Consider the following 1133-nt stretch of genomic DNA (forward strand, 5'->3'; position numbering starts at 1 on the left):
ATGGAACAGAACTTTGTAGCTCTTACAGAAGAAGAGTTGACGGATGTGAATGGGGGGTCGGTTACCGCTGTAGTTGTAGGAGGTGTCTTACTAATTGGTGGTATTGCTTGGGGCTATTTTATGTAATAATAAGGAGAGAAAAAATGAATTTAAATAAATGGACAGAATTGACAGAAGAAGAATTGATGAATACAGAAGGTGGCTTAATTACCATAGCCATGATTGCTGGAGGAGTAGCAATTTTCCTTGGTGGTCGATTAATTGGTCAAGATTTAAAACGTAAATTTGGATAAAAGTAGAATTGTATGAAAAATCTAAAAAATGTAATGGGAGCAGTTCTAATTATTTTTGGAGTGCTTTGCATATTGGGAGATTTAAATGTAATCACCTTTAATGTTGAAAAATATTTCCAAACAGAATTAGTTGTTCCGATCCTTATTTTGATGATGAGTTACTTGGATTTAGCTAAAGACAAGGTTTAAAGAGAACTATTTTTAGTGTATGGCAACTGCTATTGAATAGTCATCTTTTAGTTATTATCAATGAAATAAGAACTAATTTAGGAATAGTAGGGATTTTGGTTGGAGTAGCTATTGGATTAGCCAGTATTATTTAAAAAGGAGAGAGAAAAATGAAAGAAATGGATAAAAAATTTAATATCATGACAGAAGAAGATTTGGCTCTTACTGAAGGAGGCTTCATTGTCACTACTTCCACAGCAATAGCTTGGGGTGTATTAGGAGTAGCTTCTTATATGTATGGGCGTTATCTAGGAAGTAGACGTTAATCTAAATATAGAAGGAAATTAACTATGAATCGTAACCTAAATCTCAATACATTGTTACCTAAGCTAGCCACTATACTTCCTTTGTTAGGAATAGGTCTTAATCTTACGCTTCATCTAATTCGTACGGGTTCGCTAGTATCTTTTGATTGGCAATGGAGTTTAATAGGTTTGATTGTTGCAGGCTATTTTGGTATTTATTGTAAGGATTTGAAGAAAAATAATCAAAACTATAAATGATGAATCTGAATGGAAAGGATTTTGTGCATGTAAATGGCGGAGTTTTTCCACCTTGTTTTATCCAGAAACCTATCCAATTCTGCTTGGTCTGTTTTATGTAGGATACAAG

General features: G+C 33.5%; 5 protein-coding genes. All 5 read left to right on the top strand.

What is annotated here, in order from left to right; genetic code table 11:
- The 5 genes from GMD1S_RS07975 (at nt 1) to GMD1S_RS07985 (ending at nt 1024) form a co-directional block, all read left to right on the top strand.
- A complete protein-coding gene (locus GMD1S_RS07975; protein ID WP_000437099.1) occupies nt 1-126 on the top strand; it encodes a class IIb bacteriocin, lactobin A/cerein 7B family in 126 nt (41 codons plus the stop codon).
- Nucleotides 127-143: 17 nt separating this feature from the next.
- Nucleotides 144-293: a class IIb bacteriocin, lactobin A/cerein 7B family gene (locus GMD1S_RS07980; protein WP_001052546.1), complete on the top strand. Its 150-nt coding sequence runs from the start codon at nt 144-146 to the stop codon at nt 291-293.
- A 12-nt stretch (nt 294-305) separates the two neighbouring features.
- A complete protein-coding gene (locus tag GMD1S_RS12335) occupies nt 306-482 on the top strand; it encodes a hypothetical protein (RefSeq protein WP_000793177.1) in 177 nt (58 codons plus the stop codon).
- Nucleotides 483-631: 149 nt separating this feature from the next.
- Nucleotides 632-787, top strand: a complete 156-nt coding sequence (locus GMD1S_RS12340) for a hypothetical protein (protein WP_000661693.1) — start codon at nt 632-634, stop codon at nt 785-787.
- Between the two features lie 24 nt (nt 788-811).
- On the top strand, nt 812-1024 hold the full coding sequence (locus GMD1S_RS07985) for a hypothetical protein (protein WP_001081403.1): 213 nt from the start codon (nt 812-814) through the stop codon (nt 1022-1024).
- Nucleotides 1025-1133: the final 109 nt, after the last annotated feature.

This window comes from Streptococcus sp. GMD1S (genome assembly GCF_000296875.1).
Classification (GTDB): domain Bacteria; phylum Bacillota; class Bacilli; order Lactobacillales; family Streptococcaceae; genus Streptococcus.

Coding starts and splice junctions, on each gene's coding strand:
- GMD1S_RS07985 (WP_001081403.1), top strand. CDS start 812: ATGAATCGTAACCTAAATCTCAATACATTGTTACCTAAGCTAGCCACT.
- GMD1S_RS07980 (WP_001052546.1), top strand. CDS start 144: ATGAATTTAAATAAATGGACAGAATTGACAGAAGAAGAATTGATGAAT.
- GMD1S_RS12335 (WP_000793177.1), top strand. CDS start 306: ATGAAAAATCTAAAAAATGTAATGGGAGCAGTTCTAATTATTTTTGGA.
- GMD1S_RS07975 (WP_000437099.1), top strand. CDS start 1: ATGGAACAGAACTTTGTAGCTCTTACAGAAGAAGAGTTGACGGATGTG.
- GMD1S_RS12340 (WP_000661693.1), top strand. CDS start 632: ATGAAAGAAATGGATAAAAAATTTAATATCATGACAGAAGAAGATTTG.